Source organism: Bifidobacterium sp. SO1, assembly GCF_018555335.1.
Taxonomy (GTDB): Bacteria; Actinomycetota; Actinomycetes; order Actinomycetales; family Bifidobacteriaceae; genus Bifidobacterium; species Bifidobacterium simiiventris.
This window is the reverse complement of record NZ_JAFEJR010000001.1, coordinates 123,941-146,007: the sequence shown is the minus strand read 5'-3', so window position 1 is coordinate 146,007 and position 22,067 is coordinate 123,941. Positions and strand designations below refer to the sequence as shown.

Below are 22,067 nucleotides of genomic sequence, written 5' to 3'. Positions count from 1 at the left end.
CATACTTCTGGAGCATGGATTCATTTGCCTCAGTTGCATTGTTGTTCATTTCTCACCTCCTTAGACGGTCGTTAAGGATTATGCACAGCTTCTGTATTCGGAATCATCGGGTTTCGAATGTTTGTCATCTTTAGATGACATTCTTTATTGCTGCGGAACGGTGGTATGCCTCTGAGTAGGTAGATGCACTGGCTGGTGGGGATGCGTCCGAGTTCGTCCGGGGTGAGGAGTTTTCTCGCGTTCTTGCGGGTGCTGCGGGTCCAGCTGCCGTTGAGGCCTTTGGTTTCGCTGGTTTCGATGACGTCGATGGTTTGGTCTCCGAGTCGGTCGCTGATGTATTTGGTGGTGCTGGGTTCGTTGCCGCCGAGGAAGAGCTGGCTGTCGCAGTTGCCGGCGATGGTCTCCCAGTCATCTCGATAGAGGCTTTTGCCTTGGCTGACGGTCTGGAGGATGATGCTGCAGCTGATGCGCCGGCTTCGTATGGTTGCGATGAGCCTTACGAAGTTGGGGATTTTGCCGATATTGGCGAATTCGTCGAGCATGCAATGCACGTCACGATCGAGCACACCGTCGGGCTTGGTGTCGGCTTTGCGCACGAGTGTTTCGAAGAGACATTGGTAAAAGATGCTGGCGATGAAGGAGAACGTGGCGTTGGTGTCAGGTAGTTCGAGATAGATGATGCGTCTACCTTGGTCGAGGGTTTCGAGCCGGATGTCGTCGCCATCGAGGATTCGGCGTACCTCGCGCACTTGGAGGGGCGCGAGGTGGACACCAGTGGTGATGATGATGCTTTTCTTGGTTTCGCCGGCGCCTTTGAGGAACGTGTTGTATTGGGCGCATGCGAACGCGAGTCCGTAGAGCATGCTCTGGGTTTCCTCGTCGTAGTCGTCTGGGTGTTCGCGCATGCGGTGGATTTCGGTTTGGGTTTCGGCGAAGAGCGCGTCGATGATGTATTCCTTGTCTTCGTCCTGTTCGCTGGCTCCCATGCGGTCGAGGGTGTCGGTGACATGGTTGAGGGTGGGGTTGTTTTCGGTGTAGTAGGTCCATGCGATGAGAGCGCATAGGAGTGCTTTTTCGGCGTCCTGCCAGAAGCTGTCTCCGGTTTTGCGGTCTCCGGTGGCGTTGGTGACGAGGTTATCGGTCAGGCGCAGGATCGCGGATTGGGGCTCTTCGGGATCGATGTAGCGCATGGGGTTGAACCGGTCAGATCGGTCGAGGTGAATGAGGTCGAGCGTGTTGACCTGATAGCCGCGGTCGCGCATGGCATATTCTGTGTCACGTTTGAGTTCGCCTTTGGGGTCGGTGACGGCCCAGTTCATGTCCACGGACAATAGGTTGGGTTTGACGTAGTAGCGGGTTTTGCCGGAGCCTGATGAGCCGAGCAGGAGCGCGTTGAGGTTGCGTAGGGTGCGTCGCGTGTCTATGGAGAGCCGTTCGGTCGCGGTGAATCGGATGTTGTGGGATTCCACGGGGTCGATGAACGGTTTGATGTCCTTCGGGGTGCCCCAGTGGGCGGAGCCGTGTTCCTCGCCGCTGCGCAGGTTCAGGCGTGCCGTGTACTTGTATGCCCAGATCAGCAGGCCGACGCCCATTGCGGCGAGTCCGCACAGCAAATCGGTATGGTTCGTGGACAGGTGGAATGGATGGTACAGGTCGAGCCAGAACCTGTTCATCAGGTCGATCACGCTCGTGTCTTCATCCAGGTCGGTGCGTATCTGGTAGCCGATCTTGTCGCCCAGCCAGAACAGCGTGAACAGTCCCATGGCCGCGGGCAGTATGGCTTGCAGTCGTTTCATTGGTTTCCCCTGTCTCTTTCCGTGCCGCTGCGGTGCTGCGTCATGGTTCGTCGCATGTCATCGCCTGCAGGGGCATCGGCCGATTGCGGGATCCGACTGTTGATGCGGTGTTCGGCGCGAACGCGGATGTTCGTGAGCGTCTGTTCCCTGGTCCATGGCGGATTGTCGGCCGCGGGCTGCATGACGGCGGTGTCCGCTTGCAAAGGCTTATTGCGTCCGAGTACCGGCTGTCTGTTTCCCGCGTCGGCGGCGCTGGTGATGCGCGTGAGGCCTTGGCGGTTCTCGATGGTGTCGTCTCCGTCGCACATCGCGGCAAGGATGCGTCCCGCGGGTGTTTCCGCATCGTAGATGGTCGGGTTCCCGCGTGTGATTGGAATGCCAACGGTTTCCTCGCCTGCATCGATGATCGTGATTGTTCGTGCCGTGTTCACGGGAGCGTGTCCTTGACGCTGGTGTGCAGGGCCATTTCGTCGGCCAGGATGTAGGCTTCGTCGGCGTTTTCCTCTTCGTGGATGATGCCGTGGACGATGAGCCGTCGTCCCTGCAGCGCGCCCTGTTCGCGCAGGTATGCCGCATGGTCTCCGGCCGCGTGCACGCGGATGATGAGTGGCGTGTCCATGGTGCCGGTGTTCACGGTCATGACTGCCGTCGTCCTGCCGTCGCCGTCGGTGTGGAATCTGGCGTCATCGGTGAGGATGCCGCGCGCATAGGCCTGCGGATGTCGGGTATCGCTCATCGGCCTGGTCTGCGTTTTCTGGCGGGTTTGTCGATGTTTGGGGCTTTGCCTTGGATGGCGTTGATGGCGTCGCGTCCGATGGCGCGGGCGTCGCGGTCGCCGCCGGTGAGCGCGTCGGATTCTGCGCGGGCCTTGGCCACCCGGACGTGTTTGGAGGCGAGCGTGTCGAGGGCCTGTTCCCGTGCGGCCATGACCCGGATGCTCCACGGGTCCCGGTAGTCGTCGATCGGCTGGCTGATGCGGGTGCGGTCGGGCAGTTCGTTGCGTCGGGTCTTGCGGTCCACCGGGTAGGAGCGACAGGCGGGGTTCGCGGATTGGATGTAGTGGATTGCGGTGGCGAGGTCGGCGATGCGTTCCTCCGCCGTTTTGTCCATGTCGATGAGCACGCGGCCCTGCACGTGTTGTTCGTCGCATACGGTGCGCGTCCATGTTTCGTAGTCGCGCACGTCAACGGTGTCCCGTTGTTCGCGGTCGTGCTGGTATCGCGCGGCGTCGAACCGGTAGGTGATGTCGTGCGGGTGCACGTCGGCCGACCATTCGGGCAACGGTTCGATGGGGATCTCACGCAGGGTGACGAGCCGGTACGGTGGTTCGATGTCCCCGTAGGAGCCTTGGGGCTGGAGGATGCCGAAGCCTTCCATGCGCAGCTCGTAGCCGAGGCGTTTGAGTTCGTCCTGCAGTTGCCGGTAAACGGTGTCCATGGTGGTCATGCTGGTCTCCTCGGCGGCTTATCGGTTGCGGGTCTTCGTCCGGTCCGGCGTGGATGGACAGTCTGCGGGGTCGTCGGCGCGTTGGCCCGCCCGTTGGCGTATGCCGTCGAGCACCGCGTCCTTGCCTTTCGACGTATTCGGTTCTTCCTCTGTCACTGGTTTGGGGTTGAAGGAGGCGATGGGTGCGGGCAGCGCGTATCCCTGGTCGATCGGGGTGATGCCGTCGGCGGGGTCGAGTTCGTCGGCGGGTCTGGCGCCCATGGTTTCGGCGAGTATCGCGGCGGCGTCGCCGCGCCCGGTCCGGTCGGCGATGATGCGTTGGAGGGTGTCTTCCAATCCGGCGCTGATGTCGGTGGAATCGGCGGGCATGATGCACTGGTAGACGGGTGCTCCCCAGTTCGTCGCCGTGCCGGCGAGCGTGTATTCCATGATGCGTTCGTCGGGTTCGAGCAGCGATTCGAGCCGGAACGGTTCCCGTGTTGGCATCTGGTCGGGATTGGCGTGTTCTGCTGCGTGTTCGGCGACGAGTTGGGCGAACGTGGCCGATCCTGAGGGCATGTCGCCGTCCAGCTGGTCGGCCACCGGTTTGACGAGGCCTTGGACCTGTTGGCGCAGGTGTTCGTCATCGGTGTCGTTGGCCTGCATGATGCGTTCGGTGATGCGTGTGGCGTCGTCTGATCGCATCACGTTGTCGTGCGTGTCTCCCCAGCGTTCGATCATCCGCATCGCGTCGGGGGTCGACTGCGTCGTGGCGTCGAGACCGGGCTCGTCGTCGGTGTAGGCGTCGATGATCTGCTTGAGTTCCGTGCCGGAATACCGTTTGGTGTCGGGGATGGTGGAGTCGAGCAGGAACCCGTGGTCGGCGAGGGTGACGTTGTCGTTGATGACGGCGTCGCGCCCGTATTTCGCCACGTCGAAGTACATGCCGTATGGTCCGTCAAGGAGTTTCGCGAGTTCGGTGCTTTGGTTGACGCAATGCCAGCCGTACATCTCGTCCAGGTCGGGCGTGTTCTCCTGTGTGATGCCTTGCGGCGGGTCGTAGGTCATGTATTCGATGTCCTCGGATTGGACGAGCAGGTTCGCCAGTCCGATCGGGTCGTGCACGCCGTTCATGTCGGCCGCCAGCCGTACAGCCTCCAATGCTTCGGGCTGGTCTTGCGCGAAGATCCGGGCGGCTTGCGCGAGCGTGTTCAGGGCGTGGAGGTCTTCGTATTCGCCGGGCCGGTAGTCGAGTGCGGCGAGCAGACCCGTGTATTCGTGGTCGAAGATGCCGTATTCCTCATAGGTGACGCCTCCTTGGCGTCCGATCTCATAGGCTTGCTGCGCGTCGAGCGTCAGTCCTACCTGTTCGGTGAGGAACCGGTCGATCCGCTGCCCGTCCGTGGGCAGGCGCAGCCATCCGCCGATGAGCGCGCCCTCGTTGTATCGGCCGAGGTTGCCTACCCATACGTTGATCGTCAGATCGTCTTCCGCCATCATCGGCTCCTTGTCTGTGTTTGCGTCTGCGTTCTTGTCTGCGCGGTGGATGGTGTTTGCGCGCGGAGCTCGGCCCTGTCCTTGATGGCGTCGAGCGTCCGGCTCTTGCCGGCCGGCCGGGATTGCGCGGCCGCCTGTTCGGGGTTTTCCGGACCGGGTGCTGCTGGCGGCTCCTCGCCGGTTCGGGTGCCGGTGGTGGCGGTGACCGGTTTGTTTTCGGCGCGTTGCCTCGCATAGGCCATGCGTTGCGCTTTGACGGCGCGGCACAGCTGCCATGCGTCGTCGATGCGCATGGTCTCGCGTTGCTCGCCTTTGCCGCGCCACAGTTCCACGGGTTCTCCGGGTTTGAAGCTGACGGTCACGTCGCGCCCGTTCAGTTTGGCGTCCCTCGCATGGTCGGTCAGGAAGCGGTCGAGCTGCCATCCGGTCAGGTCCACGCCGCGGATGCTGGTGCCTTGCGGTATCGCCACGCGCATCTTGTCGAACGTGCGCCCGTCCTTGGAGGTCATCCGGTACAGGTGCACGTAGCTATTGGGGAAGTTCACGCGCGGCCAGATCTCCCTTGTTCTTCCAACGGCCGCGGGTTGCGCCGGCCGCTCGCCGCCGGGCCGGCCGACGGCCGTCTCGTTCCGCCTCGGCTCCGGGACCGGGGTTCGCGCGTTCCCGGGCTGCTCGGGCTGCCATAGCGTCGGCGTCTGCATGGCGTCGGGCGTGTTCCATGATCGTGCGGCCTGCGTGCGGATGCGTTGGGCGATCTCGTCGGAGGCCTGATCGAGGTCCGGCGAGGGGAAGCTGATCGCGGCGTCGGGCCATGCCTGGTTGTGGCGTCGGATCGCGTCATCGACGACCATGCGGGCGACCTGGCCCAGCCGATCGTCCTGCGGCATGCTGGCGGCAGCGTATTGCTCGCCGCGTCGCGCGATGTCCGCCAGGGCCTGCCGGTCGTTGTCGATGAGATTGTCCATGAGCCAACGCGCGTTGGCTGAAAGCTCGGGCATGGCGATGCTCCTTTCCGGTCATGGTCGTCGCGCATCCGTTCACCGGGTGCGGGTGCGTTGCTTCGAGGGCGCGGTGCGGCGTTGGCCTTCGATGCGTTTGCCGGCCCGCGTGCGGATGTCGTTCAGGGTCTGCTGCTTGGTTTTGGGGCGGCGCACGCCGCCGTCCGGAGCGGGGATGTCCATGCGGTTCCAGTCCAGGCCCCGCGAGCGTGCGGTCAGGGATTCGATCGCGTCGGCGATCCGTCTGGCCTGGCCGGCCGGGTAGGTGAAGCGCACCGTGTCGTCGGCGACCCGTTGCGTGTGGTGGGGTATGTGGAGCCGGTCGAGCTGGTCGGTGATGATCGCGGCGTCGCGGTCCCAGGGCACCGTGCGGAAGTCGAACCGGCCGTTCGATGGCGATTCGGCGTCGAAGGCGAGGCGCAGCGCGTCGTCGGAGGGTTCGAGGAACGGATTCGGCTCCTCTCGTTCCGGTGCCGGCATTGTCTCCGTGGCCGGCCGTGCGGGATCGGCGTCGCCGGGTTCGGGAGTCGTGGCGGTCTCCTGCCGGGCGAGTTCCCGGTTGAGGCGTTCGACGATGCGTGAGACGACGTGGTTGACCTCGTCGGCGTCCTTGCCTTGGAAGTGGAGGAAGGTGCGGCCGGTGTCGCGGTCGTGCTCGATGTGGAAGGTGATGCCGGCCTTTTTCAGGTCGTGTTCGAGCTGTCGGGCGTATCGTCCGGTGACTTCCTGCACGTTGATCGGCTCGCCGGTGCGGTGCAGGGTTTTGCCGTCCACCTTGCCGGTGGTCCTGATACGCCGTAATGTCTCGCCGGTGGCGTGCACGCCGATGCCGAGCAGGTGCAGCGCCTTGTCGAGCCCGTATTTGGTCACGTCGATGATGACGCGCGTGCCTTGCTCGCTGACGCGCATCATGAGTTCCTGTGCCTGGTCCTCGGCCGCCATGGGATTCTCCCGTCATCCGTCGTGGTTCGTTGCGTTCCAGCTTCCGCCGGCTCACCGGTTCCTGCGGCGGACACGCTGCCCATCATCGCGGCGTTGCGCGCGCCGTGCGCCGTCGGAGCGTTCGGCGGTTGGCGCGGTGCGGGCGATGAGCCGGCGCAGGGCGAGGGCGTCGGAGGCCAGGCCACGGGTCTCCTGCTCCTCGATGGCGAGCTGGGCCTCCAGTCCCGTGGCGTCGGATCCCTGATCATGGTTGTCGGCGATGAGCGCGATCAGGGCGCGCATGTGCTTCGCGTTGCGTTCGACGGAGTCGGTGAGTCGGCCGAGCGTCGCCAATCGGCCGTCGCCTTCGTCGATGACCTGGGCGAGCACCTTGAGCTCGCGCAGGCTGTCGGCGAGCCGGTCGCAGGCGATCGCCTGACGCAGCGCGCGCCCGTTCACGCCGGTCAGGTCCCGGCCGTCGAACCGTTGACGGCAGTAGTCCTCCAGTCGCAGCGTGGGCCGCGCGAACCATGCGTACAGGCCCTCGCAGTCCGTTGAACGTGCATAGCCGCCGTTCTCGTCGGTGAGCACCTGTCTGACGTCGTCGGACAGGTAGGCGTGCCAGATCCTTCCGTCACGTACGAGCCGGTCGCACGGTATGGACAGGCGCAGGCGTCCGTGCGTGCCAGGCACCCGAACGGTCACCGCCGTATCCGTCCGACGGGTGATCATGGCCTCGTGGAAGGTGATCTCGCTGAGCGTGCGCCGGTGGATCTTGCCCATGACGGCGAGCATGTTGTATGCCACGCCCAGTCGCCGGTCCCGGATTCCGCGGGTCTGCCCGCATGGCGTGTAGGTGATGCGTCCGCCGCGCACGGTCGCGTTGACGCCGAGCGTCGCGAGTTCGCGGCGGAAGCCCGCGAAGTCATGGGCGTTCATGCAGGCCGTGTCGATGCCGGTGCGCAGCCGGTCCTTGAGGTTGCCGCCTCTGGCGCTCAGGTGGAGTTCCCCGATCGACGGGGCCACGCGCCCGGACTGTTCCGGCATGAGGGTGTGCAGCCCGTATTCGCGGCACAGCCGGTCGCTGATCTTCCGCCATTCGCCCAGGGTTCCTTTCCTCAGACGCAGGGCCTTGCCCGTGATCCGGTCTGCCGGGCAGATGAGGATGTGGTTGTGCATGTGGGACCTGTCGGTGTGGGTGGCGATCACGTAGTCGTGCGTGCCTCCGGTGATCTCCCGGACGAACCGTTCCCCGATCAGATGCGCCAATCGGGGCGTGACCTGGTCGGTGGGATCGAACGATTGGATCACATGCAGCGCCAACACGGCCCCCTGCCGGCGTGAGCCTCCTTTCGTGGCGTCCAACGCACGTTCGAAGCCAAGGGCGATGGACTCGACGTCCGTGATGTCATCGCCGACGGTGGTCGAGGCCCACCGGTAGCCGTCGGTCTTGGCCGGGTTCGTCACGTAGGCGATGCTGCGGGCAAGCGTGCTTTTGATCTTGCCGATCTTGACTACAGCCATTCGGGCACCCCTTTGGGGTCAACGTCGGTCTCCACCCGGATGCTCAGGCCCGCGACCAGCCGTTCCGCTTGGCGCAGCTCGTCGAACACACGCGAGAGCATGGCCAGGTCCGTCTCCCGCGTGGTGTTCGCGTGACGGGCGATCTGGTTGACGTTGTTGCCGATCCTCGCCAGTTGGGCGCTCACGTCATGCAGGTTCGCGGGCACGGTGATGTTGACTCGGTGGGCGCATCTGATCCGGTTGCGGGCGAACGCCATCCATCCCACGGGCCTGAGCCCGGCCTGGATGCGCTGACGGTTCTCCACTTTGAGCGAGTCCGCCACCCACCGCCATTCCTCCTCGCTGAACGTGACCGTCTTGCGGATCGTCCTGGAACGGTTGCCTTTCCAACCCATCGGCGCCTCCTCATATCGGGTTCCACGGGTGTCCCGCGATCGGCCCCGAGCCTCGCGGGGCCGCGCCGGTGTACGTACACCGGCGATGCTTGCTACACACCAACCGCCCCTCCGGGGAGGGGATGGTTGCGCACCGGTCAGTTTCGCCTGGGCGCCACGCCATGCGCGGCGGACTTCAGGTCACGTTTCGCATGCCGACACCGGTTCCGTTTCGTGTCCGCCGGCATCATTGCCGGCGTCGTTCTACGATGCGGAGCAGTGAAGAACAATCACCGTTAGGAGACCATCATGGCGAAGCCGAGGGAACGCAACCGGGCGATGCGCGCCATCGCCGACAACGCATTGGATGCCGAGTTGGAGGCGCTTCGGCGCAAACGCGGCGAACTGTCGCGTCTGGGTATCCTGCTGGACGATATGCGCTGGGCCGCGGAACGATTCCGTGACGCCGCCCAATCGTTCTGCGACGACCATCACATGCCTCGCGCCCAGCTCGTGCGCACGCTCAGGATGGAGCCAAGGGAGACGGGCATGGCGTTCCATGCCGTCACGCCCGACTACGGGCAGACCAATCCCGCCGATAGTCACGGCGAAATCCATGATGACGAGGATTCGTCCCTCGAATCCGACGGCCGACCGGCATCCGCCGTCGATACGCCGGAGATTGCCCTGACGGAAGACAACGCCGCAACGGCGAATGCGGCCGATGCCGGTGACGCCGGAGAATCCGGTTCGATTGGATTGGACCCGGAGGGATTGCGATTCGGTTTCCCGCGTCCTGGCGGCTACGCTGGATGACATTGGCTACATACGGGAGGTGACGGCGATGCCGATGCTGCTGGTGATGCTTGGCCTGTCGCTGGCGACGGGCGTGATACGCATGCTGATGCGTGGCGTGGCCTCGTGCCTTGCCCTGCTCGCACACCCGTTGCGGCTCGTGGTGTTCCTCGCGAACTCCGTGTTCACGGCGTTCGCCATGCTGTCGGGATTGCTTATGCTGGCGTTCCTGCTCATGCATTTCCTCGCCGGCTCGGACGCTCCGGCATTGGACGGCTCGTTCGCGTTGATCGTCGCCGCATTTCTCACGGCCGTGCTTGCGAGCATGCTCATGGATTGGTGCGATGCGCGGCTCCGACGACGTTCCTCCCGCCACGGCTGAACGTCATCCGCCGCCGCTTGGCTCCGGAAGGCGCGGGCGCGCATGCGCCGTCACGTTTCGCCATTCGCGCCCGGACGGGGGCGGAACCCGTATTCCGGTTCCGCCCCCGTCCGTCGCTTATTCGGCGTCTTCCGGCTCGCCGGATGCGTCGTCGGCTTGCGACGTCCCATCGTCGTCCGGTTCGCTGTCCTGCCCTATGCCGGTATCCCCGCCATTACCGTCGTCATCGATTGGTACGAGGGAGCCGTTGAGGGCTTCGGCTTCCGTGTCCGAGGTGCGGTAGCCGAGTGTTTCCAACGCCTCGTACAACGGTGCGGCGTGTTCCGCGATGGTCGCCGCGTCACGCCACGTTTCCCAACTGACGCGCTCTTCGGCCAAGGCGTAGAGCAGTCCGAACGCGGCCCGTTGCGGGTCGCCGGCAATCATCGCGGTGACGGACTCGCGTAACGGGTCTTCGGCCTCGTCCTCCGGCTTTGCATCATCGGCGTCGTCGCCCGCCGTGCCGATGCCGGTGATTTGCTCCCAGATTTCCTCGGCATGACTGTTCCATTGGTCGAATCCCTCGGTGAGCGTATCGAGCGCGAATCTTGCGGACAGCATGGCGACGGCTTTGCCGATGCCCTTCGGCTGGGATTTCAGTTCCATGAGATGCGTCACGAACGCGATGCGCAAATCACGGCTTGCCCGCGCGAACTCTTTGGCCGGTGCTGTCTCGCGTTCCTTGCGTTCCCGTTCCTCGCGCCAACGCGCCTCACGCGCCTCGCGGGCCGCGGTCTCGGTTTCCTCGTCCACGGTTTCGTACAGGGCGATGCCGCGCGCCCATGACGCGCCTTCGGCCCGCACCCCCACGACGGGCGTGGCTCCGTCATGGGAGTCGCGCCATGAGTCGATGGCCTTGGCGATGTCGCCCGTGGTCAGCATCGTGGTGCGACGCAATCCCTTTGGCGAGTCATACCAGTTGTCCGTGTTCGGCTGTTCGTCGGCCGCGTCGATGCCCATGCGTTTCAGCTCGGCTCGCGCCGTGTCGAGCCATTCGCGCCATGTTCGCTCCTGCCGGGCGTGCTTGACGGCCATGTTCCAGTTCTTGCCGCCTGCCGCCTCGGCGAGCCGTTCCTGAAGGTCTGGATGCCGGTCGAAGTCGGCGATGGTCTCCCAGTCGTCGATGCTCAGCTGGACTGTTCCGGCCTTGCTTCGCGCGTTCTCGCCGATGGCGGCTATCTTCAGGCGCCGGCGCACCAATGACGTGGAACGGCCGGTGCGTTGCGCCGCCTCGTCCACGCCCACGCCCAAATCGAGAAGCCCCTGATAGCCGTCGGCCTCCTCGATGACGGTCAGGTCGGCGCGCTGGCTGTTCTCCACGAGCATGAGCTCGCGTTGCTCCCGTTCCGACAAATCGGCCACCACGGCGGGCACCCGGCTCAATCCGGCGAGTTTGGCGGCGGAGAGGCGGCGATGCCCGATGACGAGCAGGTAGCGTCCCTGCGGCTTGGGAGTGACGAGCAGGTTTTGCCGGATGCCCTGCGCTCGTATCGAATCCGCGAGTTCCGACACATCGCCCACGTCACGGCGCGGGTTCGCGGGGTTCGGATCGATAAGTCCCACGTCCAGCATGACGATGTTCGATTCCTCCATACCTTCGTCGGCCGCTACGGGACGTTCGATGATTGCGGTTTCCATGATTGTCTCCTTGAAAAAAACAGATGATTGGGGATTGGCTGGGGCTTCCGGAATCGGAAGCCCCAGCCAGATGAATCCACGGCCGACGCTCAGTGGTGGCGGCGTTCCGTCCACGCGGGGCGGATGCCGTGTTCGCTGGCCGCGAGCACGAGGGATGCCAGCGAGCAGTCGTCGTCCAAGGCCAAGGCCTTGAGCGCGCGCACCGCGGCGGCGGTCGAACGGTCGGCCATCCACAGCAGGTACGCGCACGACGCCATCGGCTGTGCCTTGTATCCGTCCGGGGCGTCGGCCGTCACCGATTCCAGCAACGCCGTCGCGCGTTCCCCGCGTCGCGTGTCCGGCTGGTAGGCGGCGTCCTTGAACGCCCGTGACAGTTCGCGCATGACCACGGCCGCCGACTCCATCGAATGCGGCTGGGCGTACAGCATGTGCAGTTCGCCGCCACCCATCTCGCGCAAAGATGCGAGTATCAGCGCGTCCCGCATGCTCAGGCACTCGGTCATCAGCACCGCCAGCGTGACGCGCTCCTCATGGGAGAAGCCGCCCTCGTCGCGCGACAGCAGGCCGTTCCACCTGTCCATCAGGGGCGCGAACCACTTGTCGGCCGCTTCCGCCGGCCCAAGTTCACGCCGGTCCTGAAGGAACCCGTCGCGTACGCGCTTCGCCAGTCCGGTTCCCGCCGTGCGGGTGTCCACCATGTCGTTCATGTCCATCGGTCCTTTCCGTGTGGTTTCCATTTCGGACACCACCCGCCTGCCATGCGCGCAGGCGGAGAGACCGGAGGCGTGGACCGCGACGATCCGGGCCGTAGCGAAGACGGCATGCTGGTCCGCCGTCGCAGCGCAGGCACGGGAGCGGCGCGGGACACGGCGCAGGGAACGCAGACGGAGCGCATGGCATGCTGGTGGTGGCCGCAAACCCCTCGTCAGATTCCGCGCGGCCCACCGCCGCGAGCATGCGAGCGGCCAGACAACACGGTCATGCGCGCAGCGCATGGCCCGGGGCCGCGTTCCCGCGCCGATTGCGGAGAGTATGTCGAACAGCCCCGCCTGGAGCATTCTCTCCGCAATCGGCAAGGTCGCCGTTTCGGTGCCGGGCACAAATCCCGGCCATGATTGTCTATGGAACGACATTCGGAACGTAAAAAGCACCCTGCCCGGAAGGAGATGGGGCAGAGTGCTTACTCGTGTCGGCGGAAGATACCGCCACGCTCGCCGTAGATGATTATTGAACGGTGAAACCTTGATCTTCGGCGTAGAGTTTCAGCGCCTTTTGCCACTTGTCAGCGGCAGCCTTGAAAGTCTCCTTGCCGGAGAAGAATGATCCCATATTGTCGTTGTAGATGGAGCGGGCATAGGGTTCGAAGGGCAGGAACTCCCATTTGCCGGTGACGTCCTTGGCGGCCTGGGAGAAGACCTCGTTGTATTTCTGGCCGCCGAAGAACTCGTTGTCGCTGCCGTCGGCGTTTCTGAGCGTGGTCTTGGCGAGGAAGTCCTTCTGGTTGAGGGTCTTGGTGGTGGCGGGGAAGCTGCCGTTGGATACGCGGGCGTCGATGCCTTCGTCGTTGGTGGTGACGTATTCGACGAACTTTTTGGCGGCGTCGAGTTTGCCGTCGGGGATCTTCTTGGTGATGGCCAGTCCGCTGCCGCCGTATTCGCCGTTGATGGGCGTGCCGTCGATGGTGGGCAGGAGGGCTACGCGGAATTTGCCGGTGGCTTGGGGCACGCCCTGCAGGAGGTTGTTGGCCATCCATGCGCCGCTGATGAGGCTGGCGATGGAGCCGTCGCCCAGTGACTTCATCCAGTCGTCGGTCCAGGTCTTCGTGTGGACGTCGATGAGGTCTTCGTCGCGCATCTTCTGCCAGAGGTTCATGAACCGCTGGGCGCCTTTGTCCTTGGTGATATTGATGGTCAGTTTTTCGTCGTTGAGTTTGTAGGCGTGGCCGCCCATGGCCCACATCATCGCGTTGAACAGGCCCGCGTCGCCGGAGTCGGAGGTGATGTAGGAGCCGGTGGCGCGGATCTTCTTCGCGTCCTCGTAGAACTCGTCCCAGGTGGTCGGTGGTTCGCTGATGCCGGCTTTGTCGAACACGTCCTTGTCGTAGAAGTAGGCCATGGGGCCCGAGTCGGCGGGCATTGCGTACAGGCCGCCGTTGATGTTCACGGAGTTCCATGTGCCGGGGGTGAACGTCTTCTTGAGCTTGACGGTGTCGTAGATCTTGCTCAGGTCCATGAGCGTGCCGGAGTGCACGAACTGCGGGATGGCGAGGTATTCGATCAGGGTGACGTCGGGCAGGCCGTTGCCGGCCTGGGCCGCGTTGTTGAGCGCGGTGTAGGTCTCCTCGGTGCTGCCGACGTTGCTCACCTTCATCGTGATGTCGGGGTTGGCCTTCATGAAGTTTTTGGCGGCGCGATCGATGCTGGCGTCCCATGACCATACCGTCAGTTCGGTCTTGCCCGAGCTTGTGGTCGTGTTGCCGCATCCCGCGAGCGGGATGAGCAGGGCTCCGATGGCGGCCGTGGCTATGGCTGCGCGTGTGGTGTTGTTCATGTTGGTCTTCTTTCCGTGCTTGACCGTCTTTGGCCGTATGTCGCAACTATTTTGTTTGGATGTCGAACATGATTATGTACAGAGATGGGAAACTTGTCAAAGTGCCGGGGTTTTCATATTGTCAGTCCCCTGATGGGTGTTATTCTGAAAGCCGTTCGAGGATGACGCCGGGATGTCCGTCCCGATAATGTGATTCCGCATTTCCGCAATCGTCTCACCCGAGGAGGGCTCCCATGTACGCTAAATCCAATCCCAGCGACGCAAGGGCCAACAACCGTAGACTGTTGTTCCGGCTGCTGTTCCCCGACCGGCAACTGTCGCGCGCCGACCTATGCAAGGAGACGGGGCTCTCGCGCGCCACCGCCACGGATGTGACCGGCGAGATGATCGACGACGGCCTGCTACGTGAACTGGGGTCGGGGAAACGGGATGGCCGCGGCAAGCCGGGCACCTTGCTGGCCATCGATACGGACGTGCTTCGTCTGGTGTGCATCGATCTGTCGCGCCCGTATGTGATGACCGGCGCCGTGATGGATCTGCGGGCCAGAATCGTGGAGCGTCGCGAACGTGTGCTTGATGATGGCGATCGGGTCGATCTCGACGACGTGCTTTCGCTCGTCGGTCAGATGATCCGGCTTGCCGGTTCGGGGCTTGTCGGCATCGGCGTCGCAGTCCCCGGCGTGGTCTCCGGTGCGGGGAGGGTGATATCCAGTTCCAATCTCGGCTGGGACGACGTGGAGCTTCGCGACATGCTCGAAGGCGAGTTCTCGTTGCCGGTCCGAGTGGACAACGACGCGAACGCCGCACTGCTCGCCGACCGCTTCCTCGGGCACGGCAATCCCAACTGCCTGCTCGTGCAGATCACCCGGGGCATCGGTGCGTCGGTGCTGCTGAACGACGAGTTCGTGGATGGCGACGACCATGCGGCCGGTGAGATCGGCCATGTTGTGATCGACCCGAATGGTCCGGCATGCACCTGCGGCAAGCGCGGCTGCCTGGAGACCTACGTCTCCGCCATCGCGTTGCGCGACCGCATTCGCCAGGACCCGAATCGGCGCGCGGACATCCTGGCCGAAGCTGGCGCGAGGCTCGGCGGAGCTCTGGCCATGCCGGCGAGCCTGCTGAATCTTCATGACATCGCCGTCTACGGACCTCCCGACATCGTCGGCGAGACGCTGCTCAATGCATGCGACGAGACCGTCAACTCCTTGTCGCGGAACGACTACCAGAGCAGTATGCGGGTGCGCCGGTGTGAGCTCGGTGACGACGCCACTCTGCGGGGGCAGGCGGTCTCCGTGCTGCGCGAGATCGTGGGCAGGCGCGGGCTGTCCGCGGCGGCCTCGTCCTGACGCCACGTGCGTCCCGCCGCCAAGCGCGCGTGGCGTGGTGTATCATCGCTTCCCGAATCCAATATGTAAGGATTCCGAACATAATGGCGGGCGGACGAAACAGGAGTCCGCCCTCGGGAACGGAGATCGTCATGACGATGAATGCCAGTGGTACGCCGGAAACAGAGAACCTGCGCGTCGGCGTGGATGTCGGCGGAACGAAGATCGAGGCGGTGCTGACCGATGCGGCCGGCACGGTTCTCGCATCCGCGCGCAAGGCAGCCCGGAAAGGCGGTGACGAGGTCGTGGAGGATGCGGTCGCCATCGTGCGGCAGGTGGCCGGAATGCGGTTCGATGAGGTGAGATCGGTGGGCATCGGCATCCCCGGGCTGGTGCACCGCGACACCGGGCGCGTGGAGAACGTGGTCAATCTCGGAATCGAGAACCTGGAGCTGGGAGGTCGCGCATCCGGCATGCTCGGCCTTCCCGTGTGGGTGGACAACGATGTGAACGCCGCGGCGCTGGGAGCCTATGGAACACTACCCGACCGACTCAGGCGCGGCAGGATGGCGTTCGTCAACCTAGGGACGGGGCTGGCGGCCGGCTTCGTCCGCGCCGGTCTCGTCGAACGCGGCGACACCGGCGCCCTCGGGGAGATCGGCCACCTGCCGGTGGACCCCAACCGCATGGCGTGCCAATGCGGTCAGCGCGGATGCCTGGAGACCGCATGCTCGGGAGGGGGCCTGCGGCGCATGTGGCCCGTCGCGGATCCTCCGCTGCCCGACAATCTCGCGAGGGCCGACGGCGGCGATGGCGAAGCGGAACGGGTTCTCGGCATCGCGCTGCATGCCCTCGCCGACGTCGTGCAGATCGTCGCCCAGGCCGCGGATCCTTCGGTCATCGTCATCGGAGGAGGTGTTTCCCGCGCCGGGTCCCCGTTGCTTGATGCGCTGCGCGGGGAACTGCGCAACAGGGAGGCCTCCAGCGGATTCATCGCGGGTCTGCGGCTGACGGAACGCCTGCGGCTCGCCGATGCGTCGATTCCGATCGGCGCGCTCGGAGCGTCCCTCATCGCCTGCTGACCAGACCCCGGTGCCGACGGACCATCGGCGCGCCGAAACCAGATTCCCCAATCTCCAACAGACGGGGTGCACCACATCCATTATTTTGTTCGACTGACTTGCAAAAAAGGTTAAGGCGTCATATCCTTGGCTCTCAAGGAGGTTGAAACCAACTACAGGAATTACGCAAGGCTTGCTAACAAAATATCCGGTCTTGCTGCGGCGCGATGCCCAGAAGTGGTGTGGCGTCATGTTCCTCGGTATCGCTACGGACGTCGGCAACGGCGTCCGTAGCGGCATCGCCCGCGCATGGCAGCGCGGGCGGATACGGACCCGGGGCCGTCGTGCGCAGCGGCACGTCGCGCCATTCCTCCGAACGACGGCGTCGGGCAGGCATTCCAGGAAAAGGAAACCATCATGAGAACGAAGAGGATTTCAGCGGCCATCGCCTTGGCGGCCGCGTCGGCGCTCACCCTGTCGGGATGCTCGATGGGAGCCCCGTCCGGCGGCTCACAGCAGGATGCATCCGCAGGCGGCAAGCTGACGGTGTGGATCATGCAGGGCGACCAGAGCGAGGACACCATCAAAGCGATCAACGAGCGGTTCACCAAGGAGACGGGCGTCAAGGTCGATGTGCAGACCCAGGTGTGGGCCGACATCAACACGAAGGTGACGACCGCGCTGTCCACGGACACGCCGCCGGACGTGATCGATCTGGGCAACACGCAGGTCGCAGGGTTCGCCGTGAGCGGCGGCCTTCTGGATCTGACGGACAAGGCCGACGACATGAGGCAGGGGCACACCTGGCTGTCCGGCCTTGAGGAGCCCGCCACCATCGACGGCAGACTGTACGGCATCCCCGCGCTGGGAGCCGCCGGCGCCGTGATCTACAACAAGAAGATGTGGTCCGCGGCCGGAATCGACAATCCTCCGAGCACGTACGAGGAGCTTGAGACCGATCTCCAGAAGCTCCGGGACGCGAACACCGACAAGGACTTCTCCCCGTTCTATATGCCGGGGCGTGACTGGAAGTCGGCGGCACGGTGGATCTGGGATGCCGGCGGCGACTTCGCCGAACAGCAGTCGGACGGAACCTGGAAGAGCACCCTGTCGAGCGACAAGTCACTCAAGGGCATCGACCAATGGCTGGAATTCCAGCACAAGTGGTCCTCCGAGGCATCCCGCTCGCTGGACACCGGCAACCCCGACTTCAGCCAGCTGCTGGCCGAAGGCAAGACCAGTGCGATCCTGAACAACAGCGCCGGCATCCGCACCATCCAGCAGTACAACCCCGACCTCACGACCGACGATCTGGGATCGTTCCCCATGCCCGGCGCCAGCGGCAAGCTCCAGCCGGCGATGATGGCCGGATCGGTGTGGGGCGTCGCGCAAAAGAGCAAGCGCCAGGAGCTGGCGCTCAAGTGGATCAAGATCGCCGCAAGCCCCGAGATCCAGAAGGACTACGTGTTCGCCAAGGACGGATGGATGCCCAACTACGTCGAAGGCCTCGACGAGGTCATGAAGTCCGCGGACTTCCCGTCCTACCTGACCGGCTTCTTCGAATCGGCGAAGGACACCAAGGCCACACCGGCGTCCCCGCAATGGCTGACCATCGAGAACGACAGCTCCCTGAACTGCTTCGGAGACATCGCCACCAGCGCGACCACGGCCAAGGCCGCGGCCAAGTCGTTCGACGAGCATGCGGACTCCCTGTACGCGAAGAAGTAGGGGAAGCGTGATGAGCAATGCGCAATCGACGGCTGCCGCCGTCCCCGTGGTGAAGCGGCGTCGCAATCTGACGCCCCTGTGGCTGCTGACGCCCGCCGGCGTGATCATCGTCGCGCTGGTCGTGGTGCCGTTGATCTTCCTGGTCTTCACGTCGTTCACGGACTTCAACCAGAAGACCCTGTTCACGGGCTCGTTCAACATCGTCGGGTTCGACCAGTACGAGAACGTGCTGACCGACCCGGAGTTCTACAAGTCGCTGGCCCGCACGTTCGGGTTCGCGGCCGCCCTCGTGGCCGGCAGCGTGCTGATCGGCATGGGCGTGGCCCAGCTGATGACCAAATTGGGGCCGGTGATGCGCTGGCTGGTCACGTTCGTGCTGATCTTCGCGTGGGCCATGCCGAACGTCGCCTCGTCGGTGGTGTGGAAGTGGCTGTTCCAGCCGGGGTACGGCGTGGTCAACTGGCTGCTGACCCAGACCCGTCTGTTCGGCGACGTGACGAACCTGTCGTGGACCGACAACACGTGGCTCGCGTTCCTGGAGATCTGGCTGCTGGTCGTCTGGCAGGCCGTCCCGTACATCGCGATCAACCTGTACGCGGCGACCACGCAGGTGGACAAGTCCTGCCTTGAGGCGGCCCAATTGGACGGCTGTTCGAAGCTGCGCTGCTACTGGCAGATCACCGTGCCGCTGATCAAGCCGAGTCTGATGGTCATCACGATGCTGTCGGTGATCTGGGACTTCAACGTGTTCAACCAGATCTGGCTCGTCTCCCAGGGAGGACCCCGCGAGACGACCGCGACGATCGGCATCTTCACCTACAAGAAGGCGTTCGTGTCGTTCGACATCGGCACCGGCGCCGCCGCGAGCGTGCTGGTCACGCTCATCCTGCTCGCCCTGACGAGCGTGTACATCCGATACCTGCTCAAATCCGGGGAGGACCTGTGACCATGAATAGGGCAACCGCAAACCACGGCATCGCGCCGCGCGCCAAGCGCAGCGCATCGGCCGAGCTGCGCCGCGTCGGCACGATCGTATTGGCCGTCGCGTTCTGCATCGTGTGGATCTTCCCGGTCTACTGGATGTTCGTCACGTCGATCAAGCCGCGCAACCAGATCATGACCGTGACTCCCGTGTTCTGGCCCGCGAAGCTGTCGATCGACAACTTCATGGTGGCCGTCACCCAGACCTCGTTCCTGACGAACCTGAAGAACAGCGTGATCGTGACCGCCGTGTCGATCGTCCTGTCGATCGTCCTCGCGTTCTTCGCGTGCGCGGCCCTGACCCTCTACCGGTTCCGCGGCCGCAAGGCGATCATGGTGTTCGTGCTGGCCATCCAGATGACCTCGGGCGGCATCATCCCGCAGTTCATCATCTTCAACCAGTTCGGCCTGCTCAACAAGTACAGCGGCCTGATCCTCGCGTACATAGCCATGGTCCTGCCGTTCGCGATCTGGAACATGCGCGGCTTCTTCCTCAACATCCCGAAGGACATCTTCGAGTCCGCGGCCGTCGAGGGGGCCAACGACTGGCAGATCCTGTGGAAGATCACCTTCCCTCTGGCCGCGCCCGGCATCGTGTCCACGTCCGTGTTCGCGTTCATCAACGCCTGGAACGACTACATGACCGCCTACACGTTCATGAAGGACCAGTCCAAGTACACGCTGCCCGTGTGGCTCTCCTCGTTCTCCACGCCCACCATGGGCACCGACTTCGGCGGGCAGATGGCCGCATCCGTCATCTTCTCCCTGCCCGTCGTGATCTTCTTCATGATCATTCAACGCAACATCATGAAGGGCGTCACCACCGGAGCCGTCAAATAACCCAAACGGAGCGATGAACAATGCGTGCGGCGCCGGGACCATTTCCGCGAGTGGTTCCGGCGCCGCGCGTCATCTCGGAACCCAAAACGCAATATAGCGCAATCAAAGGTGAACCACTGAGAAAGGACTTCCATGAGCGATCAAGCAACCCTGAAGGGATGGACCATCATTCCCAAGCCGCAGACCGTACAACACAAGGCGGGCGTCTCACTGCTGCCGATGTGCGGCCGAGTCAACGAGCCACGTGCGTTCGGAGACGAACGGCAGGTACTCGCAACACAACTTGCCGACGACATCCGTGCGGTTACGGGATTGGAATGGGACATCGCCACGGGTGACCGTTGGCCTGGATTCATCACATTGACGACACTGGACGATCTCCATGCGCGTCCGTCCGGCGCGTACACGCTCGACATCACCAAGGACGGCGTGACCGTCAGGGGCGCGGACTTCGAGGGCGTGCGCAACGGCGTGCAGACCCTGCGCCAGCTCATCCGCCAATGCGGCGCCGCCCTGCCCTGCCTACACATCGAGGACCAGCCCGCCTTCGAAACGCGCGGCTACTACCTCGACGTCACCCGCGGGCGCGTCCCCACCCTCGACTGGCTCAAGACCTGGGCCGACAAACTCTGCCTCTACAAATACAACCAGCTCCAGCTCTACGTCGAACACACCTTCCGCTTCGACGGGATGAGCGAGACCTGGCGCGGCTCCAGTCCGCTCACCCCGCGTGACATCCTCGCATTCGACGACTACTGCGCCGAGCGGGGCATCGAGCTCGTACCGTCCGTCTCCACGTTCGGCCACCTCTACATGGCCCTGCGCACGCAGTCCCTGCGCGACCTCGGCGAATTCCCGGAGAGCGCCGACGAGCCGTTCGGATTCATCGACCGCATGCGCCACCACACATTGAACATCAGCGACGACCGCGCCTTCGCCCTGTCCACGAAGCTCATCGACGACTACCTGCAGCTGTTCCGCTCCGACAAGTTCAACATCTGCGCCGACGAGACCTTCGACCTCGGCAAGGGCCGCTCCAAACCCCTCGCCGGGAGGATCGGCGTCGCCGCCATGTACGCCGACTACGTCACCCGCCTGTGCCGCCACCTCGAAATCCAAGGCAAGCAACCGATGATGTGGGGCGACATCGCCCTCGAACACCCCGAAATCCTGGAACGGCTCCCCGAAACCGTCACCCTGCTCAACTGGCAGTACGACCCGCAGGTCGACGACGGGAAGATCCGCACCGTCGCCGAATCCGGCGCCACGCAGATTGTCTGCCCGGCCGTGTGGTGCTGGAACGCGCTCCTGCCGCGCATCGACGACGCCTGGAGCAACATCACCCGCATGGCCCGCTACGGCACGCAATACGGCGCGCAGGGCATGCTCGTCACCGACTGGGGCGACCTCGGCCACGTCAACGACCCGCGCATGGCCATCCCCGGCATGATCATCGGCGCACAGGAATCATGGAACCCCGGACGCATCCCCGACGAAACCGACATGCTCCGCCGCATCTCCCGACTCGAATACCGCGACACCAGCGGCGAACTGCTTGATATCCTCACCCATGCCAGTCATGCGGCCAGCTTCGAATGGAACCATCTGATCACATGGCTGGAACTTGATGACGGACGGGGCGGCGTCAACACCGGGGTCCTGCAAACCATCCCAGGACTGCTGCCGGAAGACGAACGACCGGACGACGTGGTCCGCGCCCTTCAGGACGGAAGCCGGGCACCGTCACTTGCGGAATCCCGACGGATGCTGATCCGCTATCTGAAACATCACGTCACGCTCGGCGAAACCGCAGATCACCTTCTACAGACCAGTGCCCGTCGAATCTCCGCAATCGCCGCGACCTCAGGACCTTGGACCAACGGGGATGCCGCTGCATTTCGCGTAGCCATCGAGGGGCAGCGACTTCTGAACCGAGTTGGCCTCCGACTCGCGTCCGAGACCGGGGTCATTGGCACTGTGCAACCGGGTGAGGCGATCCAGCATGACGACGCGGCGAACCTTGCCGAAGCATTGGAGATCTGGATGGAGGCGTATGCGGCGCAATGGGGTATGACCAGCCGCGACTCCGAACTGCACAGGCTACGAGAGACTGTTTTCCGGGTTACTGATCATCTGCGCTCGGCGAACCGAGTGCAGAGCGTACTATGAGCAGCATCTGCCCCGTGAGAG

At 64.0% G+C, this 22,067-nt stretch carries 20 protein-coding genes; 8 read left to right on the top strand and 12 right to left on the bottom strand.

Annotation, left to right across the window (positions count from 1 at the left end; genetic code table 11):
• Positions 1-71: 71 nt before the first annotated feature.
• Genes JS541_RS00645 through JS541_RS00605 form a run of 9 tightly spaced genes read right to left on the bottom strand, consistent with a single transcriptional unit; the run spans position 72 to position 8,556 of the window.
• Entirely contained in the window at positions 72-1,796 is a 1,725-nt protein-coding gene (locus JS541_RS00645; RefSeq protein ID WP_214372398.1) for a type IV secretory system conjugative DNA transfer family protein, read from the bottom strand.
• Entirely contained in the window at positions 1,793-2,227 is a 435-nt protein-coding gene (locus JS541_RS00640) for a hypothetical protein (RefSeq protein WP_214372397.1), read from the bottom strand. Before JS541_RS00640 ends, JS541_RS00645 begins: the two co-directional genes overlap by 4 nt.
• A complete protein-coding gene (locus JS541_RS00635) occupies positions 2,224-2,532 on the bottom strand; it encodes a hypothetical protein (RefSeq protein WP_214372396.1) in 309 nt (102 codons plus the stop codon). The genes JS541_RS00640 and JS541_RS00635 overlap by 4 nt, the downstream gene beginning before the upstream one ends.
• On the bottom strand, positions 2,529-3,242 hold the full coding sequence (locus JS541_RS00630) for a hypothetical protein (protein WP_214372395.1): 714 nt from the start codon (positions 3,240-3,242) through the stop codon (positions 2,529-2,531). The genes JS541_RS00635 and JS541_RS00630 overlap by 4 nt, the downstream gene beginning before the upstream one ends.
• Before the next feature lie 18 nt (positions 3,243-3,260).
• Entirely contained in the window at positions 3,261-4,721 is a 1,461-nt protein-coding gene (locus JS541_RS00625; RefSeq protein WP_214372394.1) for an antirestriction protein ArdA, read from the bottom strand.
• Positions 4,718-5,716 (bottom strand): hypothetical protein, encoded by a 999-nt coding sequence (locus JS541_RS14695; RefSeq protein WP_240539188.1) that lies wholly within the window; start codon positions 5,714-5,716, stop codon positions 4,718-4,720. Before JS541_RS14695 ends, JS541_RS00625 begins: the two co-directional genes overlap by 4 nt.
• A 39-nt stretch (positions 5,717-5,755) precedes the next feature.
• Positions 5,756-6,658, bottom strand: coding sequence for a PcfB family protein (locus tag JS541_RS00615; protein ID WP_214372393.1), 903 nt, complete (start codon positions 6,656-6,658; stop codon positions 5,756-5,758).
• Between the two features lie 51 nt (positions 6,659-6,709).
• Positions 6,710-8,161 (bottom strand): relaxase/mobilization nuclease domain-containing protein, encoded by a 1,452-nt coding sequence (locus JS541_RS00610; RefSeq protein ID WP_214372392.1) that lies wholly within the window; start codon positions 8,159-8,161, stop codon positions 6,710-6,712.
• On the bottom strand, positions 8,152-8,556 hold the full coding sequence (locus JS541_RS00605) for a MobC family plasmid mobilization relaxosome protein (protein ID WP_043164798.1): 405 nt from the start codon (positions 8,554-8,556) through the stop codon (positions 8,152-8,154). The genes JS541_RS00610 and JS541_RS00605 overlap by 10 nt, the downstream gene beginning before the upstream one ends.
• Before the next feature lie 288 nt (positions 8,557-8,844).
• On the opposite strand from JS541_RS00605, the gene JS541_RS00600 reads away from it, so the two are divergent.
• Together JS541_RS00600 and JS541_RS00595 are read left to right on the top strand one after the other, a co-directional pair.
• Positions 8,845-9,351, top strand: coding sequence for a hypothetical protein (locus tag JS541_RS00600; RefSeq protein WP_214372391.1), 507 nt, complete (start codon positions 8,845-8,847; stop codon positions 9,349-9,351).
• A 28-nt stretch (positions 9,352-9,379) separates the two neighbouring features.
• A complete protein-coding gene (locus tag JS541_RS00595; protein WP_125981157.1) occupies positions 9,380-9,712 on the top strand; it encodes a hypothetical protein in 333 nt (110 codons plus the stop codon).
• Between the two features lie 117 nt (positions 9,713-9,829).
• Here JS541_RS00595 and JS541_RS00590 read toward each other — a convergent pair whose 3' ends face one another.
• From JS541_RS00590 to JS541_RS00580, 3 genes are all read right to left on the bottom strand, one after another.
• Positions 9,830-11,389, bottom strand: coding sequence for a ParB/RepB/Spo0J family partition protein (locus JS541_RS00590; protein WP_214372390.1), 1,560 nt, complete (start codon positions 11,387-11,389; stop codon positions 9,830-9,832).
• Positions 11,390-11,478: 89 nt separating this feature from the next.
• Positions 11,479-12,096: a DUF4192 family protein gene (locus JS541_RS00585; protein ID WP_214372389.1), complete on the bottom strand. Its 618-nt coding sequence runs from the start codon at positions 12,094-12,096 to the stop codon at positions 11,479-11,481.
• Between the two features lie 517 nt (positions 12,097-12,613).
• On the bottom strand, positions 12,614-13,939 hold the full coding sequence (locus JS541_RS00580) for a sugar ABC transporter substrate-binding protein (RefSeq protein WP_214372388.1): 1,326 nt from the start codon (positions 13,937-13,939) through the stop codon (positions 12,614-12,616).
• A gap of 233 nt (positions 13,940-14,172) precedes the next feature.
• Between JS541_RS00580 and JS541_RS00575 the strand changes: the two genes are divergently transcribed.
• The 6 genes from JS541_RS00575 to JS541_RS00550 all read left to right on the top strand — a co-directional run bounded on the left by JS541_RS00575 (position 14,173) and on the right by JS541_RS00550 (position 22,046).
• On the top strand, positions 14,173-15,288 hold the full coding sequence (locus tag JS541_RS00575) for an ROK family protein (protein WP_094729296.1): 1,116 nt from the start codon (positions 14,173-14,175) through the stop codon (positions 15,286-15,288).
• A gap of 131 nt (positions 15,289-15,419) precedes the next feature.
• Positions 15,420-16,349 carry an ROK family protein gene (locus JS541_RS00570; protein ID WP_214372387.1) on the top strand — a complete coding sequence of 310 codons (930 nt, stop codon included), beginning with the start codon at positions 15,420-15,422 and terminating at the stop codon, positions 16,347-16,349.
• 396 nt (positions 16,350-16,745) lie between these two features.
• Positions 16,746-18,056, top strand: coding sequence for a sugar ABC transporter substrate-binding protein (locus tag JS541_RS00565; protein WP_205832454.1), 1,311 nt, complete (start codon positions 16,746-16,748; stop codon positions 18,054-18,056).
• A gap of 10 nt (positions 18,057-18,066) precedes the next feature.
• A complete protein-coding gene (locus JS541_RS00560) occupies positions 18,067-19,002 on the top strand; it encodes a sugar ABC transporter permease (RefSeq protein ID WP_169240090.1) in 936 nt (311 codons plus the stop codon).
• Positions 19,003-19,004: 2 nt separating this feature from the next.
• On the top strand, positions 19,005-19,877 hold the full coding sequence (locus tag JS541_RS00555) for a carbohydrate ABC transporter permease (protein ID WP_214314251.1): 873 nt from the start codon (positions 19,005-19,007) through the stop codon (positions 19,875-19,877).
• A gap of 132 nt (positions 19,878-20,009) precedes the next feature.
• Positions 20,010-22,046: a glycoside hydrolase family 20 zincin-like fold domain-containing protein gene (locus JS541_RS00550; protein ID WP_214372386.1), complete on the top strand. Its 2,037-nt coding sequence runs from the start codon at positions 20,010-20,012 to the stop codon at positions 22,044-22,046.
• The last annotated feature ends 21 nt before the right edge of the window (positions 22,047-22,067 follow it).